The following is a 26,045-nucleotide window of genomic DNA, read 5'->3' on the forward strand; positions in this document are numbered from 1 at the left end:
GGGTGCTGCACGCGCCGTATTTAGGGACTACGAGATTCGAAGGACGCGCCTCTGTGAACAATGGGAATCGCGACGTGATTGGCAGCATCACTGTCATGGATTTGGCTGCAATCTGTGAATTGGAAGGACGTGAGCTACCGTATCCGTTCGCTCTCACTGAACACTCCGCCGCGATCGTCCAACCCGAGTCATCCGTTGCGACAACCTTTTTAGATCGATTCAACACCGGAGAATTTCGCACCTTCGGCCCTTGGATGTCGGCGTATGTGGATGCCGACATCTGGGTCGAGTGCCGGGTTCATTACGGTCAAGAGGAACGACCAGACGCCCGCATTATGGCGTGCCGCGTCGGCGACACGGGCTTTGTGGCAACTCAACGGCCTGAGGCTGACGTTGTCGATGTGTATGAGCTATCGGCATATGGATTAGGTCCGGCAATCGCCGACTTGGTGGAGCTGTCGAATCCTGGTTCGCGCAACCGGATTGCTATCCCGGAATATGTCGGCTACTTCACTGGACCCGCCACCGGACTTGAAGACGACTATGCGATGTCCGTGCAGATTCCAGTGGCAGTCTCGGCGGTTCGCAGGGTACCGAGCGCCGATGTGGCGGCGTTAGCGACCGTTCAGTCGCATTGCCGGCCCGCGCGCGCGTGGGGTGTGGATTGGGACAGTAAGTTCCTTGTCTGGGTAAGGATTACAGGCGACGGCGACTACGTCTACGATGCCGATTTCAACTATGCGGAGCCGCTGTCTCAGGTGAAGCTGGGTGGGCGTATCGACGGGCTAATTGCGGAGGATGTCAATCGACTTCGTCGTCGCCGGGGACTCGGATGAGTGGATCGGTATCCAACTGTCGTCCGGCAGCAATATCGCGGCGCGCGGATGTGGTACGGGTCAGACGGCCCACCACATCGCGGTAGCTGGCGGGCAACTAGGCAGCTAGGCAGAGCCACCTTCTGGCCAGCCGGGGCTCGGCGGCAGAACGGGGGGCGGCGTTGACGTCACGTAGCGTCCGTTCGGCCAGTCGGGCGGGGTGCCGGGTGCGAGTTTGTTGCAGGGGGCGTTGAGGTCGATGCCGGATTCGTCAACGCCGTGGGTATAGTGCGTGGCAATCCAGGTGCCGAATACGTTGTCGGTAGGCGCCGCGGCGGGGCCCTGTTGGTTGGCTTTCGGCACACGTTGGTCTGTCGGGGCCAAGGCGGGATCGGGTCCGAAACTTAATGATTCACCATGGTATGAAGGGCTTGTTCCACTCGTGGTGAACTCGTCGCCCCGCTTTATTGCAACCACCGAACTGTAAGTGCAGACTGCCGCCGTGAATTGGTTGCCGTCGCGGCGAAACGACACAATCTCCTGGTATTCCGTACCAACCAGAGTTGTACCAGGAATGAGTGGGCCGCCACTGCCGGCACTGGTGTAATCCCGAACGTTATTGAATGCGCGGATGAAACCCGGGTAACCGTCGGCCAGCAATGTTTGCCCGTGTCCGCCGCCGTTGCCGAGGCGATGTATTGATTCCAGCCAGGCACGCACAAAAGTGCCCTCGGGCGACATGAGGTTAACGCTAGGGTTGTCGATCCAGCGTTGGCTGACGTGATTGTGTTCTTGTGCCGGATTGGGTGACGATTCTGGCCCCGGCGCACGAGTAGTGCCGCAACCTGCCGTCGCCATGGACGCAATTACCACCGCGCCAAATGCCAGAACGCGCTGTGACGGCCGTACCCAGCTCATCGGGGTGGACCCCAGTCAGTGCGGCCGCCGGCGTCGTGTTCACTTGCCCATAAGCCAGGGTTAAAGCCATACCGCGCCGCTACGCTGTTGTACCAGTCGTCCATGCTCTGCGGATTGTTACGGAAGTCGTAGAAGACCTTACCGTGGTCGATGGTGGGTAGGCCGTTGTCGTCGTGGGTGAGGTAGGGGGTCAAGGCCGGGTCGTGGGCGGCTATGGGGTTGCCGTTAATGAGGCCCTGCAATATTGCTAGGTGCTGGTTGTTCGGGTTGTTGGGGCCGTGGGTGTCGAGCCAGTTGGTGATGTAGTGGTCGCCTGCGATCGTGGTGGGGTCTACCACGGGGTTGAGCATTCCGAGTTTCATCTCTGGGTTCATGACGGCGGCCATGGCGGCGGGGAGTTTAGCTTCGGGTACGAATCCGGCGACGCCGGCTAGGGCTCCGTAGCCGGTGTCCCACAGGGCGCCTCTAGCGGCGTTGGCTTGGTTGGCGGCGTATACCTGGCTGAGTTGGCTGAAGTTACTGTAGTCGTGGCCGCCTTGGTTCATGGCTGCGTGCAGCCGTTCGGCGATCTCCGCCCCGTAGTAGTGACCGGTTTGTGCGGCGTTGACTTCGAGGTATTGCTGTAGTTGGGCGGCGGCGTTGTTGATCGTTGCACCGGCGATATGGTCTTGGTCGAGTACCGCGAACAGGTTGGCCATTTGGCCTTGGTTGTCGAAGGGGTGTATTCCTGGCGTGTCGAACAGTGACGCGTCCGCCCCGGCTAGTGAGGCGAGATACGGCCCGATTCCCTTGGCGAGTGCCTGGGCCAGCGCCGGGTTGTCTGCACCAAAGTTGCCACCGCCGGGCATGTGCTTGAAGTCGTTGGCGGGGTCGCTGATGTAGTGCGAGACGGCGTCGGCGGTGCCGGAGTTGATGGGATTGTGCGGGTCATCACCCATCCAGCGGAATGCATTGCCGACTTGATCGGAGTGGCTGCCCCAATTCTCTTGCAAGAGTCCCTGCAGGAATTCATGACTGTTCGCTCCGGTGGCGAGGTCGTGCATGCCCACATGGTCGTTGCCTGCGACGGCGATGACACCGGCGAGTGCGCCTCTGGGGTCTGAGGGCATGGCGGGGCTGGCGCCATGCTGATCGCTAAATATCGCAGCATGCGGATCTCCGCGTACTCCTGCATCGGCGGCCGCATACTGGCTGGCCGCGGCCAACATCGACTGGGTGGCCTCGCTGCCATTGAGGTAGGCGGTGCCTGCCGGTCGGAACACCTCGGCGAGGTCCTGCAGCCCGGCCACGCCGTGCAGGTTGGTCGTCCCGACCAGGAGTCCGTCAGCGTTGATGCCCTTGGTGATTCGATCGGTGCGCGTGAGTTCGGAGACGATGCCTTTAGGCAAGTTGGCGAGGCTGCCGGCGGCCGGGATGAAGTCCTCGCGGGTCGCGTCGGTGACACCCTGCGGGTTGTGCACACCGGACAGGGCGTGGTGGTTGGACACGATGGCCAACCCCTGCGATAGGGCGGCCCGCGATTGGGGCGACAACCCGTCCATGAGCGCTTTGATCTCGGCTGGGCTTTTGCCGTTTAGCGCTTGCGACATTTGATAGAGGTAGGCCATTCGGCCTGCTCCGACCTCAACTCGTTCGCCTCTGGCCAACCGGGCCAGCTGATCAGGGGTGAGGGTCCCGGCGGCTAGGAGTCGCTGCTGTTCCTGTGAGGACAAGAAGTGATTATTGACCAGATTGGTCCCGTCGCCGCCGCCTTCGTTCGCGTTGAGCGCTCCGACGGCATTTAACGCAGCGGCCAGGCCGTTCTTGTCGTTGTCGATCTGTCTGGCTACTGCCTGCTCAGCGTCCCACCACTTCTGCGCGGCGGCTTTGATCTCCCGCTCGTAGCGTTCGCCCTGTTCTTTCTTTTTGGGATCGATGATATCGGCTATCGGCGCTTGCGGCTGGGCCACGGACAGGTCGTCGTTCACGCGAAAACCCTCGTGCTCTGCAGCAGCGATCTTGGCGCGAACGTCGTTCAAACTGGGAATAACGCTGTCATTAATCCCATGGGCCGCTGCGTCGCTCATCCGGTTGACGGACTCATGAAGTCCATCGATAGCGGTGTAGTCCTTCCCCGCCATCGCCACGACGGCATCGCGGGTCTGTCCCGACCACGGCTGGCCACCTGGCATCGTCACTGCGCCTCGGTAGGTCGTGGCGTTGTCGAGCATATCCGTGGCCGACCTCTTCCACGAATCGATCATGCCCAGCACAGCCTGCGGGTTTGCGGCATCAATCTGGCGGCGCGTCACCATCGCACCAACGCCAACCTCATCGCCACCTCGATTTCAGCATGCAAACCCGACGGCAGTCGCGTGCGCAACATCTCCCGATTGTTCAATGTTCGTAGTGCTGTCGTGTGTCCCATTCAGCCGCTTGGCAATAGAGAGCCCGCGCTGGTGATCACCGAGGTGAGGTCACTCTCGGCCCGGGCGAACTGTGTGCGAGCCACCTCTATCAAATTTCCGACCTCGATGAACCGATCCGCAATGGTGTTCTGCAGACCCGGGATAGTCTCCCCGCTGACACCCCGCGCCGCTACCAACGAGGGCGAATCGGCTCCGGGGTCCGGCGTAGCTCCCGCGTGCGGACCCTGCGCAGATGCGCGTAGCAGCCCACCGAGTTGTCCCAGCAGGGGCCGCAATCTCCCCAACGCCTCCAGCTGCAACTCCAGCACGGTGCTCACGGCTTGTCCTCCTGTCACTAGCGCAGCATCGGCACAGCAGACTACCAATCACCCCTGGGGCCGCGTGTGCAGAATGCTGCCAGCAGAAGGCAGGTTCGCAACCGCACGGACGAAGGAAAACGCTACTAGGCGCAAACAATCGCGAACTCCTTGTGATCTCCGAACCTTCTGGGCGAATAGGGGGTAAGTCCCTGTGGCTGATGGGTTTTGATCCCGGGGCGCCAATGGTCGCACCGGCGATGGGAGCCGGCCCGCGTCGGGACTGATCTTCTGCGGTCATCGCAGGCTCGATTTCTCCGCGTAGCTGTGTTTCGTGATTGAGGTGGACGAAGGTTTGGATTGTGCCCAGAGCGATGTCGTGGCCCATCGCGTTGACGGTGATCAACCATGCGTCGGGGATCGCATCGGCGGTGGCTTTCCCCCGCTCGGATGGACCATCCGATCGGTGTCGCCGTGAATCACCAATGTAGGGGCGGTGATTCGCAGCGCCTTCCGGGGCGGTCCCATGCAGTTGCTGCGTAGGTCGCGGCCGCGGCTTCGTCTAACGGCATCGATGTGCCTGCGTTGTGGCGCATCATGGTTAGGCGTCTGTTCACCGCTTGACTGCGAGTTCTGGCTGGCGGCAACGCCATTCGTAGGCGCGTTGAGAGTGCGGGCTGACCGACTTGAGGCGCGCCGGTGGTGGAAAAGATTGAGGTCAAGGTGGCCATACGGTTAGGCCAGTGGGCCGCGAGGGACTGAGCGATCATGCCGCCCATCGAAGATTGCTGCTGCGTGCATTAGGTAGCGATCCGCGGAGGCGGAGACTATCGCGACCCTTGGATTGCCAAGTCTGCCAACGTCATAGCTGCAACAGGTGGTTGGCCGCCGCCAACGTTTTTCGTGTCTTGGTGAGCCTTATCATTCGCCACTTGCGGTCCACGGTGGACGTCCAACTACAGCGCGGGTTGGACCCTCTGGACGCGCCGATCAGTCACCACGGTGGTGGCGGCCGCCCGTGTTGTCGTGGTCGTCGTCAATCCATTCCGCCGGTGGCGGGAACGTTTTTGCCCACCCTTTGAGGGTGGCGGCGATGTTCGGCACGTCCACTAGTCCCTCTGCGACGTAAACGACGAGTTCGACCACTCGGCCGGGGTCAAGATCGTAGGCGATGACGTACCCGTTGACCTGATAGAAGGCTGCGGTGGCAGCCACGCGGTGCGCTTGTTGCCATCAACGAATGGGTGATTGCGAGTGAGGCTGTGAAGTAGAGCTGCCGCTTTCTCGTGGGTCGTTGGGTAGGCGTCGTCGCCGAAGGTGGTGGCTTGGGGCCGCAGGACTGCGGACTCGAGGAGTCCAAGTCCCGAAGCATGTCGGCACCTACGAACCGCGCGTTGAATTGCTGCACGTCGTCAGTGCTCAACCAGATCGTCATCTCAGAGGTTCTCCAGCTTTTCGAACGCGACCGAGTGTTGCTTCAGAACGTCTTCGAAGGCGGCGCAACCATGTCGGTCCGTGCATGGATTTTCAGGTAATCAGTTACCGCCTGCTTGATGATGTCGTTGGCGGAGGTTGCCTGCCGATGCCGCACTCGTCCACCGCGACAAGCCGAACCTTTCCGTCGAACAACGAACGCGGCGGCAAGCGGACAGTCCACGGAAAGCGACCAGCAGGATTTACGTGGCAACCGAGCGAAGCGAGGGCAACCGACGACCCGGAGAACGCCCAGACCCCGGACAGCGACAGCGAGGACGCCTCCGAAGTCGCCGAGGACCAGGACGACGAAGACGACGACGGCACGGTCGACGCGGCGAAGGTGTCCGTGGCGATCGCGAGCGCGCGGTAGCAGTTGGGGATCGCGGCGCCGCCCGTCGGCCCGCGGGTGCCGAACGAGGGCCGCAGCCCCGGACGTCCCGCCAAACCATCGGGGAAGTCCGCGATGGTCAGCGTCGTCATGGGCCGTGACGCCGACGACCGATAGAATAGGGTGCTGTGGCCGGGTGGTGATCCCCGCGGGACGCCCCGGCTGCAGCGCAGCCCCAGGAGGGCAACCGCGAAAAGCCTTGCAGGCCAGCGGAACTTAACCGACTGTGCTACTCTCCTGCGAGGTTCATCATGGCAACCAAGACCACACCCACATCGCCCAAGGCGTGGGCTCCTGACCTGACCGCGTTCGTGCCCACCGACGTCGTGCCCGACGCTCTGACCTGAACACGGCGACCGTCGTCGGGCAGATCGAAGGCGATGAGCCGGCCATCCGGGTCCCTTTCGTCGCCGAGGATGGCGTCGTCGGGTTCGTCGCCGAAGGCGCCGAGATTCCCGACGCGAACCAGGAGTTCGACGAAGTGGTCGTACTGACCGGCAAGGTCGCCGCGCTCGGCAAGTACAGCTTCGAGACGCTGGCGCAGCTCGAGGCGGCGCGGATGGTTGTCGATTCGCTGTCGCGCAGCGTCGTCAGAAAGGCGAACGCCGCCTACCTCGGCAACGTCGAAGCAGCGCCCGGTCCGACCGGGCTACTCAACACGACGGGCATCATCGACTTCAAGACGCCGATCGGGGTGACCTCGATCAGCTGGTCGACGCGGTGTCCTTCATCGAGTCCGACAGCGGCACGGCAACGCACATCATCGCAGCGCCGGATGCGTGGGCGGCGCTGTCAAAGCTTAAGCGCGGCACCGACTCCAACGAAGCGTTGCTCGGCGCCGGCACCGCGGCCGGAGAACGCGCGTTGCTCGGTCTGCCGGTGCTGGTCACGCCGGCCATGCCCGCCGGCGCGCTGCTGGTCGTCGACAGGTCCGCGGTGATCGGGGCGCAGTCGGCAGTCCGGGTCGCGAGAAGCGAAGACGCCTCTTTTCCAGTGACGCGATCGCCGTTCGGGTGACATGGCGCCTGGGCTGGAAGGTCATGCACAACGCGCGCGTGGCGAAGCTGACCATCGCCGCCTAGAGCGCAGACAACGCCGCGGCCCGAATCTCGTCGTTGTCGACCGCGGTATACCGCTCCGTCGTGGCAACGCTTTACGATGCGGTCCTGGGCTCACGACGCTGAAGGAGGACCTGGCGATGGGATTGCCCGCGTTGGTTCTCGTGCACGGAGGCGGGTTCACCGCTGATTGTTGGGAGCCCACCATCGACGTGCTCCGCATCCTGGAGCCAGAAATAAAGTTGCTCACCGTTGATTTGCCGGGTCGGGGAAATAAAGGCGGTGACCTCATCACGGCTTGTATCGATGTGTGGGTCGATTCGGTGGTGTCGGACATCAAGAATGCTGCGCTCGACGACCTCGTGATCGTCGGCCATTCGCTGGCGGGGGTGATCGTCCCCGGTGTTGTCACCAAGCTTGGCTCGGCGCGCGTGCGGGAGATGATCTTGGCCACCGCGCAAGTACCAACCAACGGCAGCGCCCTGGTGGACACGTTACCCGGGGCGCTGAGCTGGTACGCACGTCGCACCGCGAAACGTAATGTGCAGAAATCCCGTTCATTACGCCCGGGAGGTTTGCCTACTGCGTTGGCGAGGTTTGTATTCTGCAACGGAATGACTCCTGCACAGCGCAGGTTCACGCTGGCTGGGTCCTGTCAGGAATCACCCTCAATAATGATTGAAAAAGTTGACCGCAGTGGTATGCCCGACGAGGTGCCACGTACGTGGATACTCACTCGGCGTGATCGCGCCGTCTCGATGAAGATTCAACGCGAGTGCATCGCCGCGCTTGGCGGAGTGCAGACCCTCATTGAGATCGATACCTGCCACATACTGATGGTGAGCGAACCTCAACGGCTGGCAGAGATCCTCATCGGGCGTTGCCGTTTGTACGAACAGCCCAGGCCCTGAGGACCTGTCGTGGCATCAGCCGGACGCGTGAATCCGCGCCGGCGATCGCAGCCGACCAAACCGCGTCGGGTGCCGCGCCTCGACCGCGAGATAGGCGTCGACCAGGCCGGCCCACGCCGGCGAGAACGATCGCGGCGCGGGCCCGCAGTCACGTCGGCCAACACCCGGTCAACGTCGTTGATGAGGGCGCCGACAACATCGCGGTGGGACTCAACGACGCGACATAGGCGTGCAGATGCTTACGGGCGTCGTGCAGGTGGTCACTCAGCGCCGTATCGGCAGGGTAGTGGACAAGGCGAAACCTTTCGGGTTTGCGCCGAGCAGTTCACATTGAGTTCACGCGGGCCGATTTTGCGGATGAAACCGCAGGTGAAACATGGTGCGCGATACTGGGATTGAACCAGTGACCTCTTCCGTGTCAGGGAAGCGCTCTCCCGCTGAGCTAATCGCGCTGGGGGATAGAAATTGGAGGTGGAGACGGGAATCGAACCCGTGTGCACGGCTTTGCAGGCCGTTGCCTCACCACTCGGCCACTCCACCGCTGGGATTGATGCCATTTGCACCTTCGAGCGGATGACGGGATTCGAACCCGCGACCCTCACCTTGGCAAGGTGATGCGCTACCAACTGCGCTACATCCGCGCGCAACGGACGAGATCGTCGCCCGGTGCGAAGCACGACGATAGTCCACGTGAGCGCGCCCACACAAATTCCTAGGTCCGCGCCGTGTCGAGACTAGTCCGAAGCGCCCTCAAGCGCACCTGGCCCACGAGACCGACACCTCTGTCGTGCTAGTGTTCGACGTCGTTCGCCTCTCGGCGCCGGTCCCGTGGCTCAGTGGAAGAGCGTCCGCTTCACACGCGGAAGGTCGCTGGTTCGATCCCAGCCGGGACCACTCCTGAATCACCCGCAGCAGGGCATCGAAGCAGACGTCGCCGCCCCAAATGACAGCTCAACCAGTGCATTCAATGCTGTCCCAATATTTGCTCAATCTCGGCTCGGCACCGTCGGTGCGTTAGAGGGTTGCGGTCGTAGACCGCGCTGGATGGCCCTGCACTTCCGGCGGAGGTTGAAGCATGGCGTACCTGATTGCGCTGCCCGAGGCGTTCGCGGCGGCAGCGGCCGATTTGGCGGGAGTCGGGTCAGATATCAACACCGCGGGCGAGGTGGCGTCGGCGGCGACGACGGCATTGGTCCCCGCCGGCGCCGACGAGGTGTCGGCGGCCATTGCGACGCTGTTCGGTTCCCATGCCCGCGAGTATCAGGCGATCAGCGCGCAAGTGGCGGAACTTCAGCGTGAATTCGTCGTGGCGTTGGGCGCGGCCGGAAACTCCTATGCCGCCGCCGAGTCCGTCAACGTCTTCGGGCTGCAGCCTGTGCTGGATGCGATCAACGCTCCCGCTATCGCTATGACCGGACGTGCCTTGATCGGCGACGGTGTCGATGCCGTTGCTCCTGGCACCAATGGCGGTGACGGCGGCTGGCTCTGCGGCGACGGCGGCAGAGGCGCCGCGGGCGCAGCCGGCCAGACCGGCGGCAACGGCGGTGCCGGAGGTTTCATCGGCAACGGCGGCGCGGGCGGCGCAGGCGGAACCGGCACGGCCACCGCCAGCCCAGCTGCGGGCGGTACCGGCGGCGCTGGCGGATGGCTCTACGGCAACGGCGGGGCAGGAGGCGCCGGCGGAGCCGGCGCGCTGTCGGGCCGCGGCGGCTTGGGAGGAAACGGCGGCTCGGCCGGCCTGGTCGGGCACGGCGGTGCCGGAGGGCTCGGTGGCGACGGCATGAACGGCGGCAGCGGCGGCAACGGCGGCCAGTTCTACGGTGACGGCGGCGGTGGCGGTCAGGGTGGTGCCGGCCGCTACACGGGCAACACAGTGAGCAGTATCGACCCTGGTCAAGGCGGCAGCGGCGGCAACTCCTACCTCTTCGGCAACGGCGGGAATGGCGGCCAAGGCGGCACAGGTTGGAACGGGGCGAACGGGGTCAACCCGAACGTCACGGCCGTGAACCCGAATGGGACTGGGACGCTGGGAACTTCACTTGGCACCGGCGACTTTCCCGTCACCAACTCGCCTGCCGCAGGCGGAAACGGCGGACAAGGTGCCAATGGCAGCGTCACGGTCAACGGAAGCGACGGTGGGGCAGGCGGCACCGTGTACGCCCGCGTCGACTCGGCGTCTGGCGCGATCGGCGGCAACGGCGGCAACGGCGGCAACGGTGCGAATGGCGGCAACGGCGGTGCCGGTGCCTTTGCCCGCAACGTGTACCCGGATGTTGGCATCGCACATGGCGGCTCCGGCGGGAACGGCGGCAACGCGCTGGCGCCGGGCGGGGTTGGCGGTAACGGCGGCGCGGGCGGCTATGGCCAGGCATCCAAAATGGGCAGCACCGGTTACGGAGGTCTTGGCGGGCACGGCGGAAACGGCGCCGCGGGAGCATCCGGGGGCAATGCCGGAAATGGCGGCGCGGGCGGAAACGGCGGCAGCGCCGGCCTGATCTTCGGTAACGGCGGACACGGCGGCATCGGCGGAACCGGCGGCGTCGGTGGGGCGGCAGCGCCGGGCGGAGCAGGCGGAAGCGGCGGCGCAGGTGGCGACGGGTTCGGCTACCAACGCTCGCAGGGCTATCCCCAGGGCGGCACCGGTATCTCCGGTGGCGGCGGAGGTAACGGCGGCGCCGGAGGTACCGCCGGTCACGGCGGCAATGGCGGCGCGGGCGGCCAGGGCGGAAACGGGGCGAAGTTCTTCGGTACCGGAGGTAACGGCGGCGACGCCGGCGTAGGTGGCCTCGGGGGTGCCGGCGCCGCCGGTGGCGAGGGCGGCGCGGGCGGCCAGGGTGGCGCCGGTGTGTTCAACGGCCCGATCGGCAGCACCGGCGGCACCGGCGGGACCGGCGGCGCAGGTAGCAACGGCGGCGACGGCGGCGCTGGCGGGTCGACGGGCGGAGCGCCGGGTCAAGGCGGAATGTTCGGTGGCGCAGGCAATTTCGGCAGCACCGGCACGGGCGGAGCGGGCGGGGCCGGAGGCGCCGGAGGTGCGCGCGGAATCGGTGGCGCTGGCGGGAACGGTGCTGGCGCAGCGATAGGCGCCAACGGAGCCGCGGGCAGCGACGGCCACCCAGGCAACCACGGCTAGCCGAGCTGCGCGAAGTACTATCGCGATGTTGCTCAGCCGGCCGAAAGGGAAGCGACGATGCCGATCACGGTGATTCTCGAGCTCAGATTCAAACCAGACTCGGTGGCCGCCGGGCAGGAACTGATGCACAAGACGCTGGAGGTCACCCGCGCGTTCGACGGGAATCTGCAGACCGACGTGTGGGTCGACACCGACGACGAGGCGCACTGGTTGATCTACGAGTTGTGGGAGTCCGTCGAGCACGACGAGGCCTACCGGGCTTTCCGCGCCGGCGAGGGCAAGGTGACGGAGCTACCGCCGTTGTTGGCCGCGCCCCCGGTTAAGACCCGCTACACCACTTCTGACGTATAGGCGGGCGGCGTGAGTTTCTCCGAAGGCATCGGCACGCTGAAACTCGAATGCCCGCAGACCCATCCGGTCGGCCGAATCCTGCGCGAGAGCGCGTACCAGTCGGTCCAGTACGACCCGGGCGCATCGGTCGGGCCGCGACGGTTCTGGCCGGAGGACGGCGAGCAGGTCACCTTCACGGCGCGCTGCCGCTTCTGCGACAAGCCCGTGGGCGACGCCACCGCGGCACTGCAGGCAAAGTTCGCCGAGTTACTCGCGGACACGGTCGAGACCAACCGGACGGCGACGCTGCCGTACCTGTAGTTCTTATTGATTTCGTAAGGTACATGAGGAAACGTCTACGAAAGCGCACGACATCAGTTCCTACTAGGTCCCTACTAGCACGGAGTTCTCATGACGCTAACCCGCAAACACCCGCTGGGGGTTTTCGTGGCGATACTGGCAGCCATGGCGGCCGTCGTATCCTTCGGCCCGCCAACGGCGCACGCGTTCTACGTCAAGTACCACGAGACGATCACGCGTAACGCTCTGCCGGCCGACCAAGTCAGCCAGTTGGCCATCAACCAGATCCTGATCGGGCCGCCGCCCGGCGGTGGCGCAATGGGCAGTGACGCCTTCGCCACCGACGAGTTCCGGCACCTGGACAACTCGATCAATCCTGTCGACATCTGCAACCGGGCGCGCCAGGCCTGGGATGTCTTCTCGCCGGTGATCCTGAGCGGCTCAGTGCTTAACGGCAACGTGGAAGCAGACGGGCCCGGCGCCCGCGCCGCATTCGGAGCTTTGCTGCACACCCAGCAGGACCTCTACGCGCACTCCAACTGGGTCGAGGACAACATCGCCATTGGTCAGTTGGACCGGCTCGCACCAGCTATCTTCCCGGTGTGCAACCCGGCCGATTTCCCCGCTGACCTGCACACCGGCTACTACAACATCGACTTCGCGCAGCAGTTCCCGCTCGAGGGTTGCCCGGCCGGCGGCCCCCCGCCCGGATTCCAGGAGTGCCACTCCGTGCTGAACAAGGACGGCCCACACACCCCCCGCGGTAGCACGCCCGTCCCGGGAACGAACCTGAACGAATACGACGTCGCGGCCCAACTGGCCACCCGGGCCAGCACCAACCTGTACTTCATGGTCCGTGACTGGGTTGCCAACGCCAACGGGCAGGACGCTGCGGTCCAGCTGTTCCAGCAGGGTGGCCCCATGCCGTCGCTGAACAACATTCCCAACCTGCCGAACATCCCGAACCTGCCCTACACGGGTAGTTAGCTTCGAATTAGCGGGTGCCCGGGTCGATTCCGGGCACCCGCTGATTTCGGCTTTGTGGCAGATTCAGAAGGTCACCCGGGTTCGATCGTCATCATGTGCCCGCGCCCCCTAAGGTTTTCGGGTGTCGATTTCCCACATGTTCTTGATCGGACTTGCGGGTCTGGCCGCCGGCACGATCAACGCGCTGGTTGGTTCGGGCACCCTGATCACCTTCCCGACGCTCGTCGCGCTGGGCTACCCGGCGGTCACCTCGACCATGTCCAACGCGGTGGGCCTGGTGGCGGGCAGCGTGTCGGGCACCTGGGGCTATCGACGCGAGCTGCGCGGCCAGTGGGCCCGGTTGCGTTGGCAGATCCCGGCATCGGTGTTCGGCGCGGCGGTGGGCGCGTATCTGTTGCTGCATCTGCCCGAAACGGTGTTCACCATGATCGTGCCGGTGCTGCTGGTGCTGGCACTGATCCTGGTGGTAATCGGACCGCGAATCCAGTCGTGGGCGCGGGGACGGGCCGAGGCAGCGGGACGCGCCGCCGATCACATCACGCCGAGGCGCATGACGGCACTTGTGTTGGGTACGTTCACCGTTGGCGTCTACGGCGGTTACTTCACCGCCGCGCAAGGCATTCTGCTGGTCGGTGTGATGGGCGCGCTGCTGCCAGAATCCGTGCAGCGTATGAACGCTGCCAAGAACCTGCTCACCCTAATGGTCAATGTTGTTGCAGCCGTTGCCTTTACGTTGGTGGCATGGCACCGGATCAGTTGGCCGGTTGTCGGCCTGATCGCGGGGGGTTCGCTGATCGGTGGCTGGCTCGGGGCGCGCTACGGTCGGCGGCTGTCGTCGAAAGCGCTGCGCACCACCATCGTTGTGGTCGGGCTGATCGGCTTGTATCGCCTATTGACCGTGTAAAGACCTGGCCGTTCAGCCGCTGAGCGTGGTTGCGGCTGCTGCCTCGATGACGTCGCTAGCCTCGCCGCGCTCACCCCAGGCCCGCAACTGCAACATGGCGCCATTGCCCAGCGTGGTGACGCGATCGAGTTCGTCGACCACGTGGTGGTATTCGCCGAGCGCGTCCAAGGCCGGGCGCACGCGGTGCACCAGCGCGCTCAACTGCTCGCGTGCCGATACAGCCCCACGGCCATTGACCAGATCCAGCGTGTTGCCCGCCAGCCCGTCGTGGGCGGACTTCCAATACGCCGCCCGTAACGCGGCCGGTGGTAGCCGATCGGCACTTTGCTCACCCTCGTCGATTGCCGTCATCACGGCCGCCCTGATCAGCGTCGCCAGCAGCACGGTGTCGGCGACCGTCGCCGGCACGTCGGCCACCCGCACCTCCACCGTCGGAAAATCGGCCGACGGCCGCACATCCCAATAGACCATCCCGTCGTCCAGGATCACGCCGGTATCGACAAGCATGCGCACCGTGCGGTCGTACTCCTCGATCGAGGTAAAGAACGGCGGCGCCCCCGCGACCGGCCAGCGTCGCCAGAGCACGCTGCGCCAACTCGCGTAACCCGTGTCGCTGTTGCGATACACCGCCGAGTTGGCCGACAACGCCAGCAAAATCGGCAGCCACGGCCGCAGCCAATTGCTGGCGTGGATGGCGGCCGCCCGGTCGGGTACTTGCACGTGCACGTGAGCACCGCAGATGCCCTGCTCGTGGGCCACCATGCCGAACTGCTCGCCGATCTGCCGATAGCGGGCGGTGTCGGTGACCGGGAACTCGTGCGGTGTCACCGGCGGCAGCCCGAGAGCCAGCAGTCGATAGCCGACCGCCTGCGCTGCCTCGGCCGCGACCGTCCGCAACCGCATGAGTTCGTCGCGCAATTCAGTGCTCCTCGACGCAACGCTCGAGGTGGTCTCTACCTGACAGCTGGCCAGCTCCAGGTCCAGCTTGACGCCGCGCCGTTCGGCCTCGGCGGCTACCTCGCGGTTGGCGGCGGCAGGCTCACCGGTATCCGGGTCGACGAGCAGAAATTCCTCTTCCACCCCGACGGTCGGAACGTCGCTACCCGAGCGCCGCGTGCCCATGCCCGCAACCTACCCGCGCGGGTGCACGACAAACGTGTCTAAGAGTTTGACCATGTCGGCGATTTTGCTGTAGGAACCGGAACAGTTGGGGACAATGGCCTCGTCGAGAGGCCGCGCATTCGGGCATCTCCTCGGGTACGTACCAGTTGAGGTGCGTCGGTATGAAGGAGCGTTCTAGCAGTGTTGAGTCCACGGTTGCAGGAGCACGATTACGTTCTCGATTCCACCGAAGACCTGGTCGCCCAAGACGGCATCGAAGCGGTGACGATTCGTGCCCTCACCAAGGCCACCGGCGTTTCCAACGGCGCGATCTACCGGACCTTCGAGTCGCGCGGCGGATTGCTCGGCCGCGTCTGGATCCGTGCCGAACGCCGTTTCCTCGACCAGCTGACCAGCCTGATCGAGGAGGCCAAAGCGCAGCCCGGCAATGAACCGCTGGATGCGGTGTATGCGGCGGCGGAGACGTCGCTGATCTATCCCGGGATGTATCCGGGGTCGTCGGCCTGCCTGATGACGGTGCGTCGCGAAGATGTGGTGAGCCAGCCGATGCCCGACGAGATCGCCGAGCAACTCCAAGCGCTGCAGGCTGAACTGGCCGGGGTGATGGCACAGCTTGCCGACAGCCTCTGGGGCCGCAGTGACGACTGCGCGGTCGACTTGATCGCAACCTGCATCGTGGACCTGCCGAAATGGATCGCACTGCGTGGCGACCGGTACAGCCTGCCGATCTTGCGTGACTACCTGCGTGCGGCGGTGCGCTCCGTGCTGGAGGTCGGACCACCCCCGGCGGGATCGGCCCGCGAACTCGCTACCAGCGGCGCTCGCCGCGACGGCGCGGCATAGCAGCGATCAGGTCAGCTTCAGATCACTGGGCCCGGCCGCGGCTAGAGCGTCGTCCACGGTCGCATAGATCGGCAGGTGCGCACCCAGCCCGCAGGCTTGCACGACGCGCGCAACGATTTGTGTGTTGGTCACCAGCCTGAACTCCACGCCGCGCTCCCGGCACTGCTCGGCCGTCTCGGCCAACACGGCGTACGCGCAGCAGCCCAGGAAGTCGACGTCGGTGACGTCGACTACGAAGGGCCCCGGTGCGGAGGCGGTGGCGGCCGCTTCGGTCACCAACTTGCGCCAGGTGTGCTCATTGCAGGCGTCGACCTCACCGCCGGCGTGGATGATCACCGCCTCGCCGCTGCGGTTGGTTATCGCGCGCAGCGTGCTGCACGCGTCGCCGAGTTCGTTGACCAGACGGGTACTGAGGGTCAGGTGTGTGGAAACTGATTCTGCAATGACCAGGCTCATCGTGCGCTCCTAATCGGCCGGCGTTGGGGACAACGCCGCGATGGATGCCCGCCCTTCGCGTCTGAAGACAGACAGATTAATCGCCTTGTGAGTATCAGTTCTATAACAAGACAGGGCGGTCTGTCTACACGATCGATATATGAGTATGGTGAGGATCGCTATGCCATCGCCCGAGGTCATGGATCCTGGTAAGCCGGCCGTGCCCGCCCGTGAACGGATACTCGGCGCGGCCTACGAGTTGTTCAGCAGGCGAGGAATCCGGGCCGTAGGCACCGACGAGGTGATCGAGCGTGCCCAGGTGGCCAGGGCGACGCTGTATCGGCACTTCGCGACCAAAAACCAGCTGGTGCTGGCCGTGTTGGAGCGGCGGGAACAGCTGTGGACGCACGGGTTGATCGAGCAGCAGTCCGCCTCCCGCGGGAGCACTCCGGAAGAACAGTTGCTGGCGATCTTCGACGTCCTGCACGAGTGGTTCCAGAACCGCGACGGCTACGAGGGCTGCTCGTTCATTAACGTGCTGCTCGAATTGGGCGCCGATCATCCCGCAGGCCAGGCCAGCATCGCCCACATCGACCACGTCCGCGACATCGTCCGGCATCGCGCTCTGGCCGCCGGGTTGCGTGACGTCGAGACGTTCGCGTCGTCCTGGCACATCCTGATGAAAGGCGCCATGATTCTGGCGGCCGTCGGGGACATGAATGCCGCTCAGCACGCCAAGGAGATGGCGCGCAGCCTCATCGAGCAACATCGGCCGCGATGACCGCGAATTGACTGCTACTTCAAACGGCTTTTTCCGGTTCCGCGGTGCCCGCCTTGAGGTGGTGTTCTTCCTCGAGTTCGGCGATCGCGCGGGAGGTTCGTTCGCGCAGCAGTATCGCGGCCGTAATGCCGAAGATGACCGCGACGAGGAGTCCGACCCAGGAAAACCGCGACATCCACCGTTCGGCGGCCACGCCGGCGTAGTACACCAACGCGGTGGTCCCGCCGGCCCAGCAGATGCCGCCGGAGATGTTGGCCACCAAGAACCGTGGGTACGGCATCTTCAACGCTCCGGCCAGCGGCCCGGCGAAAATGCGCAACAAGGCGATGAAGCGGCCGAAGAAAACCGCGCGCACACCCCAGCGGTTGAAGGTGCGTTCGGCAAGCATGACGTGGCCGGGGCCGAAGTGCTTCGGGAATCGGCGGCCGAGCCGGTCGAACAGCGGCATCCCGAACCGGCGACCGATCGAGTAACCGATCGAGTCGCCCACTACCGCACCGATGACGGCTGCCGCTCCGACGCCCACCGGGTTCACCGCCAGTTCGTGATGCGACGACATCAACGCGGCACTGAACAGCACGATCTCACCGGGTAGCGGGATGCCGAGGCTTTCGAGTCCGACGACACCGCCGACCACCAGATACACCGCGAGGGGCGGGATTGACTGCAGCAGGGACGCGACATCCATGGATAAAGGATGCCTGACCGGCGCCGGTTACGCGCTAGATCGGGCTCGATACTGTCGTGGCGGACGACAGCGCAGGAGTGCCCGTGGAATTCAACCTTGCCCAGGTGTTCTCGGCAGTGGCCGCGGCCAACCCGGACCGCGAAGCCATCGTGTTCGGCGACCGGCGATTGAGTTTCGCGCAAGTCGAGCAACGCGCCCGTCGCTTCGCCCGGGCGCTGCACGACTGGGGGCTGGGCGTCCGGCGTGAGCGATCGGAGTTGGCCCCGCACGAATCCGGCCAGAGCCACCTCGGTCTGTACCTGGCCAACTGCAACGAGTTCCTCGAGGCGATGATGGGCTCGTACCTGGCCCGGGTCGCCCCGTTCAACGTCAATTACCGCTATGTTGCCGACGAGTTGGTGTACCTGATCGACAACGCGCACGCGGACGCGCTGGTGTACCAGGCGCGGTTCGCGCCGGTACTACGGGAGGCGCTGGCGCGGGTGCCGCGTCCGATCCGGCTGATCCATGTTGACGACGAGTCCTCGAACCAGCCACTACCGGGGGCTGTGCGCTACGAGGAGCTGCTTGCCTCGGCTATGGGCGAGCCGCTGTCGCTCGTTCCGTCGCCGGACGATCTCTACATGCTCTACACCGGCGGCACCACCGGAATGCCCAAGGCGGTGCTGTGGCGCCAACATGATATCTACGTCAACGCGATCGGCGGGCGGACCTTCGGCACCGGCGAAGTGGTGAGCAGCCTGGAGCAGATAGTCGAACGGTCGCTCCCGGACGGGCCCGGTTCGATGACGGCCGCGCCGCTGATGCACGGTGCGGCGCAATGGGCGGCGCTGATAAACCTATGCGCCGGAAGGCCTTTCGTCATGGCGCCGACCACCACCCACTTCGATCCGGCCGAACTCCTCACGATCGCGAGTAGGGAACGGGTGGCGTCGTTGTCGATCGTCGGAGACGCTTTCGGGCGGCCGCTGATCGAAGAGCTCGAGGCCGGTGACTACGACTTGTCCGGGCTGTTCGTCCTCGTCACCGGTGGTGCCGCGTTGAGTGCGCCACTCAAGCAACGCTTGGTGGAGTTGTTGCCGCACTTGACAATTCTGGATGCGGGCGGTTCTTCGGAGTCGGGATCGCAAATGGGCCAGGTGTCCAGCCGTCTACAGGCGGCGTCGGGTTTGTTCGCGCCGAACCCGGGGGCGGTTGTGGTCAGCGAAGACCTGACTCGGATTTTGTCGCCGGGCGACGACGAGATCGGCTGGCTGGCCCAGCAGGGCCCAATTCCGTTGGGATACCTCGGCGATCCGGTCAAGACTGCGCGAACCTTCCCAGTCATCGAAGGGATCCGACACTCCGTACCTGGCGACCGGGCACGCTGGCACGCCAATGGCCAGATCGAGCTGCTGGGTCGGGACTCGGTGACCATCAACTCCGGCGGGGAGAAGATTTTCGCCGAAGAGGTCGAAGCCGCGATCAGTGCACATCCCGCGGTCTACGACGTCATCGTCACCGGGCGTCCGAGCTCGCGATGGGGCAACGAGGTCGTCGCGCTGGTGCAATTAGCCGAGGGCGCAACGGCGGACGCCGCGGGCATCATCGCCGAGGCTTCGCGCCATATCGCCCGCTACAAACTGCCCAAGCAGGTGATCTTCCGCGCGCAGCTGCAGCGGTCACCTTCCGGCAAAGCCGACTATCGCTGGGCCAAAGATCAAGCGATGCAGGCTATTTGAAGAAGCCTGACTCGTCGTCCCGGGTATTCCAGCCACCGGAGCTGCCGGTGCCGGAGACGTTCACGCCGGAACTGTAGATGCCCGAGTTGCCGATCCCCGCGGTGTGATCGCCGCTGTTGAAGAACCCGGCGTTGCCGTAGCCGGTGTTGTAGAACCCCACATTCCCAGGGGATCCCGCGTTGTGCCCACCCGATGTCATACCGAACGAATCCGCCGACACGTTCTGGAAACCGGACGTGGCACTACCCGTATTGAAGAAGCCGGATACGTAGGTGCCGGCGGTGTTGAACCCGGAGTTGACGGCGCCGATCGGGGTGACGGAAGCGCCCAGGCCGGTGATGAAGTTGGCCGAGTTGAACATGCCGGTGTTGACACTCCCGGCGTTGAACATGCCGGTGTTGAAGTAGCCGGAGTTGAAGAATCCCGTGTTGGTTCCGAAGCCGGTGTCATAGGGCGCGAAGTCGGGGAAGTAGCCGCTGTTGAACGCCCCGGTATTTCCGGAACTCGCGTTGGCGAAGCCGACATTGTCGTAAAAGACGTTGCCGAAGCCCATGTTGCCTTCGCCGGAGTTGCCGTTGCCGAAGTTGTGGTTCCCACCATTGGTGAAACCGGTGTTGACCGAGCCTGCGTTCCAGAAGCCGGTATTGGTGCTACCGGCATTGCCGAATCCGAGGTTGCCGTTGCCCGAGTTGAAGAACCCGATGTTGTTGTCACCCGAGTTGAAAAAGCCGATGTTGTTGTTGCCTGTGTTCCCGAAGCCGGTGTTCCCCAGGCCGGTGTTCAGTGCGCCGATGCCGACTTGGTTGTCACCGGTGAGGCCGAAGCCGACGTTGTTGCTGCCGGTGTTGCCGAAGCCGAAGTTGAAGCTGCCTTTGTTGCCGAAGCCGAGGTTGGAGTCGCCGATGTTTCCGCTACCGAAGTTGAAGGAGCCGAAATTGCCGCTGCCGAAGTTGCTGCTGCCCCAGTTTCCGAAGCCGCGGTTTCCGTCGCCGACATTCCCGCTACCGAAATTACCGCTGGCGTTTTGGTAGGGGCCGTTGAAGCCGACGCCGTTCCCGCTGCCGAAGTTGAGATTGCCGAAATTGCCCATGCCGAAGTTGGTATAGCCGACGTTCCCACTACCGAAATTGCCGTTGCCCCAGTTGCCGCTGCCCAGGTTGGCGTTCCCGAGATTTCCGCTGCCCAGGTTCGCATTGCCGTCGTTGCCGCTGCCGAAGTTGGTGTTGCCCCAGTTACCGCTGCCGAAGTTGGTGTTCCCGAGGTTTCCGATGCCCAGGTTCCATGAGCCGGTGTTGCCGATGCTGGTGTTCAAATCGGCCAGACCTGCCAGGGGTCCCTGCCAGGGCGACAGTCCCGCGGCCGCGACCGATGCCCCACCGTGGTAGCCGAGCAGCGCGGCCACGTCGGCGGCCCAGAATTCCTCGTAGATGCTTTCGGCGGCCGCGATCGCGGGCGCGTTCTGCCCGAACAGGTTGGAGACCACCAACTGCACGAAGGCGTTGCGGTTAGCCGCGATCGCCAGTGGGTGGACGATCGCTGCTCGCGCCGCTTCGAATGCGCTCGCCACCGCGCTGGCCTGAGAGGCAGCACTGGCCGCACTGGCCGACGCCGCGTTGAGCCAACCGGCATAAGGTGCCGCGGCAGCCGTCATCGCCGCTGCTGCAGGACCCTGCCACGCCTGAGCGGCCAAATCCGAAGTCACGGTAGCGAACGACGACGCGGCGGTGCTCAGCTCTTCCGCCAGACCTGTCCAGGCCGTCGCTGCTTCCAGCATCGGTGCGGATCCCGCGCCGACGAACATACGCAGCGAATTGATCTCAGGGGGGAGGGAGAAAAAACTCATGGCGCGGTCCTCTCGAATGGCGCGCCGCGCTGTCTACCAGCTCGACTCCCCGACCCTTCAACAACGCGACGCTGGGAGAAAGGTACAGAAAACGAAGGCGTTGTATGTGCGTTTCCGAAGAAATTTGTCGTTGGAGCATTTGTTGCCAGCACTTTCGGCGGAACAGCGTCGGGGCCGAAATTGCTGGTAGACGGCGTGGAGCGGGCGCGCCGGCAGTTGCGTTCTCGGTGTGCCGGCAGCACGGGATAGTCTCGCCAGATGCGGAATGAGGCGCCGCAGTACCCGATCGAGTCGGTCGACAATGCGCTGAAGTTGTTGCTGCTGTTGGGCGAGCAACCGCAGATCCGACTAAGCGAAGCCACCCGGTACCTCGGCGTGGCATCATCGACCGCCCACCGGCTGCTGGCGATGTTGACCTACCGCGGCTTCGTGCGCCAGGACCCGGAAACCAAGGCATATCTGCCCGGTCCGGCGTTGACCAGCGTGGCGTTTGCGATCTTCGGGCGCATCGACATTCAGCGCACCGCGATGCCAATAATGCGTGGGCTCAGCGAACAACTCGGCGAATCGATTCACGCCGGGATTCTCGACGGTGCCAGCGTCCGTTTCATCGCCGCCGTCGAGGGACCGAAGGCGGTACGGGTGGCCTCCCGGTTGGGGCGCACGATGCCGGCGCACTGCACGTCGACCGGCAAGGTCTTGCTTGCTCAGCTGTCGAAACCCGAACTGCGGCAACTATTTCCGCATGAAACCCTGGAATCCGTCACCGCCCGGTCGATTATCAGCCGCGCCAAACTGGAATCAGAATTGTCCCGCATCAGGGAGCGCGGATACGCCACCAATCGCGAAGAGAGCGAGGAAGGTGTCGCCTCGGTGGCGGTGCCGATACCGACTCGCGCGCCCGGACTGCGGCTCGCGCTGAACGCCGCTGCCCCGCAGAACCGCTTGCCGAGCTCGAAGTATGGGTCAGTTGCTGCCGCGCTCGTCGAGGCAGCCAAGCAGATTGGTGATCAGCTGGGCTGATCCCGGCTCAGTCGGGCAATCTCATGCCGCCATGTCGACTCGACGTTGAAACCAGATCCCAAGTCCGGCAGCTCATCCCAGTCGGCGTCGTCGATCACGTGCAGCGTGCCGCCGGCCATGCGCACCCGAAGAGACATGCGGGCCAACTCGTTGAGGCTGATCGCCTGGAGGATGGCTTGCTGCACGCTGTCGGCGGTGCTGGTGATGCCGTGCCCGCGGCAGATCACCACCGGCGCATTGCCCATCGCGGCCACCATCTCCTTGCCCAGCTGTGAGTTTCGGATCAGCACGGCGCGTCGGTAGACGGGTACACCGGCGCGGGCCAGCCATGAGCCGGGAATGTCGTACGCGCCGTAGATGGGTCGGATGGTGATGCCGGCGAGGTCCGCGGCAACGACGTCCGGGGGGTGTAGGTGCGCCACGGCCCGGTGCCGCGCGCTGGCTAGCATCGTCTCGGCGTGGATCGGCAACTCGTTGGGTACTCGGTAGCCGTCGAGTTCGCCTGCGGCTCCGGCCTTTCCGTCGAAAGTGATCAGCCGGATGTCGCTGGGTTTGGTGAAAGCAAGTCCGGTATCGGTATCGCTACGGCAGCGGATGAGCATGCGGTCCTCGTCGATTCGCAGACTCAGGTGGCCGAGAATGCCGTCAACTAGACCGCGGGCCGCCGCGACGCGGCAGCCTTGGGCCACCAGAGTGCGCTCGGGTAGCCAGTTCATCTTGTCGTACCCAGTCGGAATCCACCGTCGGGATGAATGGTCTCGCCGGTGATCCCGCGGGACCGTTCCGAAGCCAGGTACACGTAACTCCACGCATGGTCCTCGCCGGACAGGGCGACGTTGAGCGGAGTGCGGGCGGCCAAATCGGTTGCGCGGTTGGGGGAGTCGTCGAGGCGGATGCCGTCCAGGCCGAGGCTGGCCAGCCCCCGCAGGTCGGTATTTAGCGTTCCGCCCGGGGCAACGCCGTTGACCCGAATGTCTGGTGCCAGTTCGTGTGCCAAGGCGGTCACTAGTCCCCGTACCGCGAACTTCGATGACACGTACAACACACCGCCGCGTCCGGGATAGTACGCGGACGTGGACTCGGTCAACACGATCGAAGATCCCGCCTGTGCCTGCAGTGCCGGCAACGCGGCTTTGACCGACTGCAATTGGCTCAGCACGTTGGTGCGGAACATCTCGTCGAACGCCGGTGCCAGATCGGTCGCGTCGACATCGACGAGGCCGCGGTAGAAGTCGAACACCCCGACGCAGTTGACCAGGGTGTCCAGGCCGCCGAAGGCATCCACTGCCGCCGCAACCGCCCGGTCGTCGGCCTCGGGAGTGGTGGCGTCGCCGTCGACCACCGGGACCTCGGGAAGCTCGTCGCGCAGCCGGCTGCACTTGTCCGGATCACGTTCCAGGACGGCGACTTTCGCACCTTCAGCGCGAAACGCGTCGACAACTGCCCGGCCGATACCCGAGCCGGCGCCCACCACCAGCGCGCGCTTACCCTCAAGCCATCCGGTCATCGTGGCTCTCCGGCTCGTCGGGCAGCAGCGGGTCTCCGGCTTTTCCGACCATGGCCGTCAGCGTACGGGTGTTCTGCCAGGTGAGTGCCTCCACCTCGAGCGCGTCCAGGGTGATCGACTGCCCCGTCCTGGGTGCGCTGATCAGCAACCGTGATCCGTTGCGGGTTTCCACCCGTTGCACCACCACCTCGGTGAATTCGTTGGCGAAGGTGATGGGCTCACCGACGGGGTTCACAGGAACACCGCCAAATTCTGCATCCGCAGCACCGACTCGTCGACAAATATGTTGCGGTGCGCCAACTTCCACGCCTCAGTGCTGGCATCCCAGCGCAGTAGGTCGTCGCGCCCACAGGACAATAAGGCGCTGTCGTTGACGTCGCCGCGGCTGCGGAACAGCAGTTCTGCGGACTCGGCGCGCAGCTGTCCCGGCTCGTCGCATTCGAATGTGCGCACGTTGGTGATGAAGTGGCGCAGCCGCGACGGGGGATCCTCGGCCCAGACGTGCTCGGTGCCCATCCGTGCCACGCGCTGGCTCAACGAGTACTTGTCCTCGTCGAAGTGAGCCATGCCGGGAGCGGTGTCGAAGCCGGCGCCGCGGGCCGTGGTGACGCGCACCGGCATCACGTAGCGGATGTCGTCGGTCATGGTGTCCAGCCACGCCTCGTAGTGTTGGGCGTCGAGCAGATAGGCCTCGTCCACCAGGAACTGATGCGCCTGTAGATGGCGAATGTCATTGAAAGGGAGGGGTTTTCTCATGCCAGATGCTCCGCCCATAACTTGAGCAACTCGCGCTGGTTGTATTCGTTGTAGCCGACCTGGGCGCGTCCCGGCCCGTGGAAGGACTCCGGTGCCAACGCCTCGATCACCGGGCTGTCGTCGGAGAGCAGCCCCATCCGGCTGTTCAGCAGCAGCCGTCGCGCCATCGAACCGCCCGCCGTCGTGGTCAACGAAACCCAGTTCTCCACGTCGTCCTGCTCGAACATGCCCGTCGACCCGAAACACATCAGGTACGCCTTGTAGGAGTCCTTCTTGAACTGCTCGGGCGCCGCCGCGTTCACGGCAAACCAGGAGCACACCTCGGTTTCGTTTTCACTGATCGGCTGCCACTGCCGGATGGAGATGAACGGCAGCACCTGTTCGCTGCCCGGTAGCTTGGGCCAGTTGTGCACGAAGCTGAGATTGGGAAAACAGGTGGCGGCCGAGAACATGAAGCCGTCATCGGCGACGACCTGCTGCTGTCGTGCCGACCAGACCTGCTTGATCCGCGCAATCATCTCCTCGGGGTAGCCGACGTAGCGCATCCGCTCGTCGAAGGTGCCCGGCGGCAACTTGTAGGTGGTTCCGCCGCCGTGCTGCGTCCAGTAGGTGGCGCCGTCCTTGCGTTTCTGCGCCTTCGGTTCTCGGAAGAGGCCGATGTCGACGATAGAGGCGTGCGTGTGTGGGGTGTGGTACATGTCGCCGGCGAAATTCTCCGCGCCTATCTTCCAATTCGCCTTGATCCGCCAGCGTTGTGGGCCACGCACTTCCACGCCTGATGCGCTCTGTTTGGTGTAGAAGTCCAGATAGAAAGCGAAGTCGCCGAGGAATTCGGTCAGCGGTTGGGCGTGCGGGTCCAGGTTGACGAAGATGAGTCCGTTGTAGGTATCGAGATTCGGTGCGGGCAAAAGGGTTTGGCCTTTGGCGAAGCCATCGTCGCCGCCGTATGCCTCGCGGTGGAACGGCAATCCGGTCAGTCGACCGTCGTTGCGGTAGGTCCAGCCGTGATAGGGACAGCGGAAATTGGAGGCATTGCCCATCTCCGCGCGGCACACCTGCATGCCGCGGTGCAGGCACATATTGAAGAACGCCCGCACGTCGCCCTCGGAGTCGCGGGTGATGATGAACGAATCGTCGAGCACGCGCCGCACGACGTAATCACCGTCGTGCGGGACTTCGGACTCGTGCGCGACGAATACCCAGGACCGGCTGAACAGCCGTTCCTTTTCCTGCGCGAACAGGTCCTTGTCGTTGTAGATGTGGGCCGGGATCAGGCCGCGGCGAACATTCTCCAAGAGCTGATTGGTCACCGGGCCTCCGCAATCCTTGGTTCTGCTATACAGAGGATATCTCCGCTCAGTAGAGGGGAGGTACTACCCCATGTTCGCGAGCCGAACGGCAC

At 64.4% G+C, this 26,045-nt stretch carries 26 protein-coding genes, 4 tRNA genes and 1 pseudogene; 14 read left to right on the plus strand and 17 right to left on the minus strand.

The features are described 5' to 3' along the window. Positions 1-53: 53 nt before the first annotated feature. Positions 54-836, plus strand: coding sequence for an ESX secretion-associated protein EspG (locus A5634_RS09335; protein ID WP_065143751.1), 783 nt, complete (start codon positions 54-56; stop codon positions 834-836). A 105-nt stretch (positions 837-941) separates the two neighbouring features. Here A5634_RS09335 and A5634_RS09340 read toward each other — a convergent pair whose 3' ends face one another. The 5 genes from A5634_RS09340 to A5634_RS30310 form a co-directional block, all read right to left on the minus strand. Beyond that, a complete protein-coding gene (locus A5634_RS09340; protein ID WP_065143752.1) occupies positions 942-1,556 on the minus strand; it encodes a hypothetical protein in 615 nt (204 codons plus the stop codon). Positions 1,557-1,729: 173 nt separating this feature from the next. Further along, positions 1,730-4,027 (minus strand): hypothetical protein, encoded by a 2,298-nt coding sequence (locus A5634_RS09345; RefSeq protein ID WP_065143753.1) that lies wholly within the window; start codon positions 4,025-4,027, stop codon positions 1,730-1,732. Positions 4,028-4,140: 113 nt separating this feature from the next. Then, the gene (locus A5634_RS09350) at positions 4,141-4,458 is read right to left on the minus strand and encodes a hypothetical protein (RefSeq protein ID WP_065143754.1); all 318 of its coding nucleotides are present in this window, start codon (positions 4,456-4,458) and stop codon (positions 4,141-4,143) included. Between the two features lie 969 nt (positions 4,459-5,427). Beyond that, on the minus strand, positions 5,428-5,652 hold the full coding sequence (locus A5634_RS30305) for a hypothetical protein (protein ID WP_065143755.1): 225 nt from the start codon (positions 5,650-5,652) through the stop codon (positions 5,428-5,430). Beyond that, a complete protein-coding gene (locus A5634_RS30310; protein WP_155769446.1) occupies positions 5,547-5,837 on the minus strand; it encodes a Fic family protein in 291 nt (96 codons plus the stop codon). Before A5634_RS30310 ends, A5634_RS30305 begins: the two co-directional genes overlap by 106 nt. Before the next feature lie 119 nt (positions 5,838-5,956). Between A5634_RS30310 and A5634_RS09360 the strand changes: the two genes are divergently transcribed. The 3 genes and pseudogenes from A5634_RS09360 (at position 5,957) to A5634_RS09370 (ending at position 8,270) form a co-directional block, all read left to right on the plus strand. Next, a complete protein-coding gene (locus A5634_RS09360) occupies positions 5,957-6,283 on the plus strand; it encodes a hypothetical protein (RefSeq protein WP_155769445.1) in 327 nt (108 codons plus the stop codon). A gap of 469 nt (positions 6,284-6,752) precedes the next feature. Beyond that, positions 6,753-7,318: pseudogene (locus A5634_RS28135) on the plus strand (phage major capsid protein). Positions 7,319-7,499: 181 nt separating this feature from the next. Then, positions 7,500-8,270 (plus strand): alpha/beta fold hydrolase, encoded by a 771-nt coding sequence (locus tag A5634_RS09370; RefSeq protein ID WP_065143757.1) that lies wholly within the window; start codon positions 7,500-7,502, stop codon positions 8,268-8,270. A 377-nt stretch (positions 8,271-8,647) separates the two neighbouring features. Here the strand turns inward: A5634_RS09370 and A5634_RS09375 are convergent. The 3 genes from A5634_RS09375 to A5634_RS09385 form a co-directional block, all read right to left on the minus strand. Further along, positions 8,648-8,722: transfer RNA gene (locus tag A5634_RS09375), tRNA-Val, on the minus strand. Positions 8,723-8,736: 14 nt separating this feature from the next. Further along, positions 8,737-8,810 (minus strand) — tRNA-Cys (locus tag A5634_RS09380). Positions 8,811-8,838: 28 nt separating this feature from the next. Continuing rightward, a tRNA-Gly gene (locus A5634_RS09385) sits at positions 8,839-8,911 on the minus strand. Positions 8,912-9,092: 181 nt separating this feature from the next. Between A5634_RS09385 and A5634_RS09390 the strand changes: the two genes are divergently transcribed. From A5634_RS09390 to A5634_RS09415, 6 genes are all read left to right on the plus strand, one after another. Beyond that, positions 9,093-9,164, plus strand: a tRNA-Val gene (locus tag A5634_RS09390). Positions 9,165-9,345: 181 nt separating this feature from the next. Further along, positions 9,346-11,403: a PE family protein gene (locus A5634_RS29885; protein ID WP_065143758.1), complete on the plus strand. Its 2,058-nt coding sequence runs from the start codon at positions 9,346-9,348 to the stop codon at positions 11,401-11,403. A 57-nt stretch (positions 11,404-11,460) separates the two neighbouring features. Beyond that, positions 11,461-11,754 carry a putative quinol monooxygenase gene (locus A5634_RS09400; protein ID WP_065143759.1) on the plus strand — a complete coding sequence of 98 codons (294 nt, stop codon included), beginning with the start codon at positions 11,461-11,463 and terminating at the stop codon, positions 11,752-11,754. A gap of 9 nt (positions 11,755-11,763) precedes the next feature. Continuing rightward, positions 11,764-12,054 (plus strand): hypothetical protein, encoded by a 291-nt coding sequence (locus tag A5634_RS09405; protein WP_065143760.1) that lies wholly within the window; start codon positions 11,764-11,766, stop codon positions 12,052-12,054. A 90-nt stretch (positions 12,055-12,144) separates the two neighbouring features. After that, entirely contained in the window at positions 12,145-13,020 is an 876-nt protein-coding gene (locus A5634_RS09410) for a hypothetical protein (protein ID WP_065143761.1), read from the plus strand. A gap of 121 nt (positions 13,021-13,141) precedes the next feature. Then, the gene (locus tag A5634_RS09415; protein WP_065143762.1) at positions 13,142-13,924 is read left to right on the plus strand and encodes a sulfite exporter TauE/SafE family protein; all 783 of its coding nucleotides are present in this window, start codon (positions 13,142-13,144) and stop codon (positions 13,922-13,924) included. A 12-nt stretch (positions 13,925-13,936) separates the two neighbouring features. Here the strand turns inward: A5634_RS09415 and A5634_RS09420 are convergent, their stop codons facing one another. Next, complete coding sequence (locus A5634_RS09420) at positions 13,937-15,046, minus strand: carboxylate-amine ligase (protein ID WP_065143763.1); 1,110 nt, start codon at positions 15,044-15,046, stop codon at positions 13,937-13,939. 180 nt (positions 15,047-15,226) lie between these two features. On the opposite strand from A5634_RS09420, the gene A5634_RS09425 reads away from it, so the two are divergent. Continuing rightward, positions 15,227-15,889, plus strand: a complete 663-nt coding sequence (locus tag A5634_RS09425; RefSeq protein WP_065143764.1) for a TetR/AcrR family transcriptional regulator — start codon at positions 15,227-15,229, stop codon at positions 15,887-15,889. Positions 15,890-15,895: 6 nt separating this feature from the next. Here the strand turns inward: A5634_RS09425 and A5634_RS09430 are convergent, their stop codons facing one another. Beyond that, positions 15,896-16,345, minus strand: a complete 450-nt coding sequence (locus A5634_RS09430; RefSeq protein ID WP_065143765.1) for an anti-sigma factor antagonist — start codon at positions 16,343-16,345, stop codon at positions 15,896-15,898. Between the two features lie 160 nt (positions 16,346-16,505). On the opposite strand from A5634_RS09430, the gene A5634_RS09435 reads away from it, so the two are divergent. Continuing rightward, entirely contained in the window at positions 16,506-17,105 is a 600-nt protein-coding gene (locus A5634_RS09435; RefSeq protein ID WP_065143766.1) for a TetR/AcrR family transcriptional regulator, read from the plus strand. Between the two features lie 19 nt (positions 17,106-17,124). On the opposite strand, the gene A5634_RS09440 is transcribed toward A5634_RS09435, so the two are convergent. Continuing rightward, complete coding sequence (locus A5634_RS09440; RefSeq protein ID WP_065143767.1) at positions 17,125-17,793, minus strand: DedA family protein; 669 nt, start codon at positions 17,791-17,793, stop codon at positions 17,125-17,127. Between the two features lie 83 nt (positions 17,794-17,876). Here A5634_RS09440 and A5634_RS09445 point away from each other — a divergent pair, with 83 nt between their 5' ends. Further along, positions 17,877-19,514 carry an acyl-CoA synthetase gene (locus A5634_RS09445; protein ID WP_065143768.1) on the plus strand — a complete coding sequence of 546 codons (1,638 nt, stop codon included), beginning with the start codon at positions 17,877-17,879 and terminating at the stop codon, positions 19,512-19,514. On the opposite strand, the gene A5634_RS09450 is transcribed toward A5634_RS09445, so the two are convergent. Next, entirely contained in the window at positions 19,507-21,357 is a 1,851-nt protein-coding gene (locus A5634_RS09450) for a PPE family protein (protein WP_065143769.1), read from the minus strand. The two genes, A5634_RS09445 and A5634_RS09450, sit on opposite strands and share 8 nt — an antisense overlap. A 258-nt stretch (positions 21,358-21,615) precedes the next feature. On the opposite strand from A5634_RS09450, the gene A5634_RS09455 reads away from it, so the two are divergent. Next, the gene (locus A5634_RS09455; protein WP_065143770.1) at positions 21,616-22,380 is read left to right on the plus strand and encodes an IclR family transcriptional regulator; all 765 of its coding nucleotides are present in this window, start codon (positions 21,616-21,618) and stop codon (positions 22,378-22,380) included. On the opposite strand, the gene A5634_RS09460 is transcribed toward A5634_RS09455, so the two are convergent. The 5 genes from A5634_RS09460 to A5634_RS09480 are packed head-to-tail and all read right to left on the minus strand — an operon-like array spanning position 22,368 to position 25,953. Next, a complete protein-coding gene (locus A5634_RS09460) occupies positions 22,368-23,096 on the minus strand; it encodes a class II aldolase/adducin family protein (protein ID WP_065143771.1) in 729 nt (242 codons plus the stop codon). The genes A5634_RS09455 and A5634_RS09460 overlap by 13 nt on opposite strands. Then, entirely contained in the window at positions 23,093-23,887 is a 795-nt protein-coding gene (hcaB, locus tag A5634_RS09465; RefSeq protein ID WP_065143772.1) for a 3-(cis-5,6-dihydroxycyclohexa-1,3-dien-1-yl)propanoate dehydrogenase, read from the minus strand. The genes A5634_RS09460 and hcaB overlap by 4 nt, the downstream gene beginning before the upstream one ends. Continuing rightward, the gene (locus A5634_RS09470) at positions 23,871-24,122 is read right to left on the minus strand and encodes a dihydrodiol dehydrogenase (RefSeq protein ID WP_065143773.1); all 252 of its coding nucleotides are present in this window, start codon (positions 24,120-24,122) and stop codon (positions 23,871-23,873) included. Before A5634_RS09470 ends, hcaB begins: the two co-directional genes overlap by 17 nt. Continuing rightward, entirely contained in the window at positions 24,119-24,643 is a 525-nt protein-coding gene (locus A5634_RS09475) for a 3-phenylpropionate/cinnamic acid dioxygenase subunit beta (protein WP_065143774.1), read from the minus strand. The genes A5634_RS09470 and A5634_RS09475 overlap by 4 nt, the downstream gene beginning before the upstream one ends. Next, positions 24,640-25,953, minus strand: coding sequence for a Rieske 2Fe-2S domain-containing protein (locus A5634_RS09480; protein WP_081290308.1), 1,314 nt, complete (start codon positions 25,951-25,953; stop codon positions 24,640-24,642). Before A5634_RS09480 ends, A5634_RS09475 begins: the two co-directional genes overlap by 4 nt. Between the last annotated feature and the right edge of the window lie 92 nt (positions 25,954-26,045).

The sequence above is a fragment of the Mycobacterium asiaticum genome, from assembly GCF_001673365.1.
GTDB lineage: Bacteria > Actinomycetota > Actinomycetes > Mycobacteriales > Mycobacteriaceae > Mycobacterium > Mycobacterium asiaticum_A.

Excerpts from the sequence above, each read along its gene's own strand:
- A5634_RS09340 (WP_065143752.1), bottom strand. The coding sequence starts at position 1,556 with ATGTCGCCCGAGGGCACTTTTGTGCGTGCCTGGCTGGAATCAATACAT.
- A5634_RS09345 (WP_065143753.1), bottom strand. The coding sequence starts at position 4,027 with ATGGTGACGCGCCGCCAGATTGATGCCGCAAACCCGCAGGCTGTGCTG.
- A5634_RS09360 (WP_155769445.1), top strand. The coding sequence starts at position 5,957 with ATGGATTTTCAGGTAATCAGTTACCGCCTGCTTGATGATGTCGTTGGC.
- A5634_RS09370 (WP_065143757.1), top strand. The coding sequence starts at position 7,500 with ATGGGATTGCCCGCGTTGGTTCTCGTGCACGGAGGCGGGTTCACCGCT.
- A5634_RS29885 (WP_065143758.1), top strand. The coding sequence starts at position 9,346 with ATGGCGTACCTGATTGCGCTGCCCGAGGCGTTCGCGGCGGCAGCGGCC.
- A5634_RS09400 (WP_065143759.1), top strand. The coding sequence starts at position 11,461 with ATGCCGATCACGGTGATTCTCGAGCTCAGATTCAAACCAGACTCGGTG.
- A5634_RS09410 (WP_065143761.1), top strand. The coding sequence starts at position 12,145 with ATGACGCTAACCCGCAAACACCCGCTGGGGGTTTTCGTGGCGATACTG.
- A5634_RS09420 (WP_065143763.1), bottom strand. The coding sequence starts at position 15,046 with ATGGGCACGCGGCGCTCGGGTAGCGACGTTCCGACCGTCGGGGTGGAA.
- A5634_RS09430 (WP_065143765.1), bottom strand. The coding sequence starts at position 16,345 with ATGAGCCTGGTCATTGCAGAATCAGTTTCCACACACCTGACCCTCAGT.
- A5634_RS09435 (WP_065143766.1), top strand. The coding sequence starts at position 16,506 with ATGCCATCGCCCGAGGTCATGGATCCTGGTAAGCCGGCCGTGCCCGCC.
- A5634_RS09440 (WP_065143767.1), bottom strand. The coding sequence starts at position 17,793 with ATGGATGTCGCGTCCCTGCTGCAGTCAATCCCGCCCCTCGCGGTGTAT.
- A5634_RS09450 (WP_065143769.1), bottom strand. The coding sequence starts at position 21,357 with ATGAGTTTTTTCTCCCTCCCCCCTGAGATCAATTCGCTGCGTATGTTC.
- A5634_RS09455 (WP_065143770.1), top strand. The coding sequence starts at position 21,616 with ATGCGGAATGAGGCGCCGCAGTACCCGATCGAGTCGGTCGACAATGCG.
- A5634_RS09460 (WP_065143771.1), bottom strand. The coding sequence starts at position 23,096 with ATGAACTGGCTACCCGAGCGCACTCTGGTGGCCCAAGGCTGCCGCGTC.
- hcaB (WP_065143772.1), bottom strand. The coding sequence starts at position 23,887 with ATGACCGGATGGCTTGAGGGTAAGCGCGCGCTGGTGGTGGGCGCCGGC.
- A5634_RS09475 (WP_065143774.1), bottom strand. The coding sequence starts at position 24,643 with ATGAGAAAACCCCTCCCTTTCAATGACATTCGCCATCTACAGGCGCAT.